Raw genomic sequence first — 2,019 nt, forward strand, 5'->3', positions numbered from 1 at the left:
TGGAAACCCACACCGCATGTCCGTATGGCCCGTTGCAATCCACACCCGCACATTTTGACCGGAAGGAAGCGTGATCATCGCAACGTCTCCAGCCCTCGCATGATCCGTAGCAGCGCCTCAACGTCGACGCTGCCGTCCACGACCACGCGACGGCCGTTCGCCGCGACAATCTCCATGCGACCGGAAGAAGACGCCGCCGGATGCTCCATCGCAGCAGGTGGAGTGGCCTGCTTCACCGGCACAAAAGTTTCCGGCATGACGAACGCCGGCACAAAACCATCGGTTTGTTTCTGGCCGTGCAAACCCTGGCGAACCGACTTGCGCCAACGGTTCAACAGCGAGCGGCTGATGCCGTAATGACGGGCCGTGGCCGACGCCTGGCCTCTCCCCGCAAAGCTTTCTGCGACAATCCGCAGCTTCTCATCTTCCGTAAAGCGACGCCGCCGTCCGGTGTTGATCACCTCAAGACGGCTCACCCGAGACCCACTGTCTCCTCTCAAAATCTCCATCCGTCCAACTGTCCTTATGCATGGGAATAAGGACAGGGTCTGAACTGTTTTAATCAATATTCACAGGCGGTCTCGCTCGGACGGATACTTTACGGACGAGCAAATCATCGGAATGCTGAAGGAGCAGGAGAGCGGTCAGAGGACGGCCGATGTCTGCCGCAAGCACGGAATATCCGAGGCGACCTTTTATAAATACAAGGCGAAGTATGGCGGCATGGATGTCTCCGATGCCCGGAAGCTGAAGGCCTTGGAAGATGAGAATGCCAAGCTGAAGAAGCTGCTCGGTAAGCGCGATTTTCCGGTCCTGCCGCAGAGATGGATTGAGCAGGCTTATGTCCATTACGGAGGTTATGGACATAAGCGTGGCGCGGCTATCGGCTCAGGAGGCGGCTTGAGCCTTTGCGAAGTTGAAGGGTAGTAGGTCGGCGTTGTTCGGACGCGGGGGCAGTTCGGTAAGAGCGTGGCGCAGCTAGACGTAGGGATCGATACCGCAGGCGCGGCAGGTTATATTAAACCCTACCCTATGTAGGCCAGCTCGACCATGGTACTCTTTTAGACGATTGGCGAAACGGGTGGGCGTCTAATTGATGGAGCCGACCGCGACATCTAATAATTTTCATGCCGCTGATCACATATCGGGTGCTAGAGCCAACTCGACACCGGCATGATCGAGACAGTATAAGAAGGCGCTATAATGGATACCGTTTTGCATGACGGACTGGATTGGGCCGAGACTGTGAGCGATCTTTTGGAGCACCTGCCCGACAGAAAGCGGCGTGAGCTCATCCGTGTCGTCAAAATCCTCAGCGATGAATTCGAAGTCGCCTTGCAGGGAAAGACGTCGGCCAGGAACCAGGGCGGCCGCATCCTGAAGCTGATTTTATTCGGATCCTATGCCCGTGGTGACTGGGTCGAGGATGTCAAAAGCGGTTATCGCTCCGATTATGACCTGCTGGTGGTGGTCAATGCTGACCGTTTTACCGATCTCGAATTCTGGTATCGCGCCCAAGAACATTTTACCCGTGAGCTTGTCCTTTCCCGACAGATCCAGACACCGGTGAGCTTCATCGTCCACAGCATTCATGATGTAAACGATCAACTGGCACATGGCCGACCATTTTTCGTAGACATCGCCCGTGATGGGATCACGCTTTACCAGGATGATGACCATCCCCTGGTCGAACCGAAGCCGCTTGCGCCTGAAGCCAAGAAGGCTGAAGCGCAGAGGAATTTTGATCAATGGTTTGATCAAGGCAAAGCATTTCTGAAGATAGGTCTGTTCTGCATTCAAGAAGGAGACTTAAAACGCGCGGCTTTCATTCTTCATCAAGCTACGGAAGCATTCTACCACTGTGCGTTGTTGACGTTGAAGCTTTACAGCCCTGAACCGCACCGGGTTTGCCGGAGACCCCAACTCGTGAGAAGTAGGGTCTATGACAAGCAAAACGACGAACAAATTTTCTCCTGAAGTCCGTGCCCGCGCTGTTCGAATGGTGACGGAGCATGAAGC

At 54.9% G+C, this 2,019-nt stretch carries 2 protein-coding genes and 1 pseudogene; 2 read left to right on the forward strand and 1 reads right to left on the reverse strand.

Annotated elements, in window-relative coordinates; translation table 11 throughout:
• Positions 1–74 precede the first annotated feature (74 nt).
• Entirely contained in the window at positions 75–509 is a 435-nt protein-coding gene (tnpA, locus tag DMO26_RS33330) for an IS66-like element accessory protein TnpA (RefSeq protein WP_117196524.1), read from the reverse strand.
• Positions 510–621: 112 nt separating this feature from the next.
• On the opposite strand from tnpA, the pseudogene DMO26_RS33335 reads away from it, so the two are divergent.
• A pseudogene (locus tag DMO26_RS33335) lies at positions 622–792 on the forward strand (transposase); the annotation flags it as partial.
• 411 nt (positions 793–1,203) lie between these two features.
• Positions 1,204–1,977 carry a nucleotidyltransferase domain-containing protein gene (locus tag DMO26_RS33345; RefSeq protein ID WP_117196525.1) on the forward strand — a complete coding sequence of 258 codons (774 nt, stop codon included), beginning with the start codon at positions 1,204–1,206 and terminating at the stop codon, positions 1,975–1,977.
• The last annotated feature ends 42 nt before the right edge of the window (positions 1,978–2,019 follow it).

Origin of the sequence: Rhizobium terrae (assembly GCF_003425685.1) — a bacterium.
Classification (GTDB): Bacteria; Pseudomonadota; Alphaproteobacteria; order Rhizobiales; family Rhizobiaceae; genus Neorhizobium; species Neorhizobium terrae.

What these genes read in the sequence shown, in the direction of transcription:
- tnpA (WP_117196524.1), bottom strand. Translation starts at nt 509, where the DNA reads ATGGAGATTTTGAGAGGAGACAGTGGGTCTCGGGTGAGCCGTCTTGAG.
- DMO26_RS33345 (WP_117196525.1), top strand. Translation starts at nt 1,204, where the DNA reads ATGGATACCGTTTTGCATGACGGACTGGATTGGGCCGAGACTGTGAGC.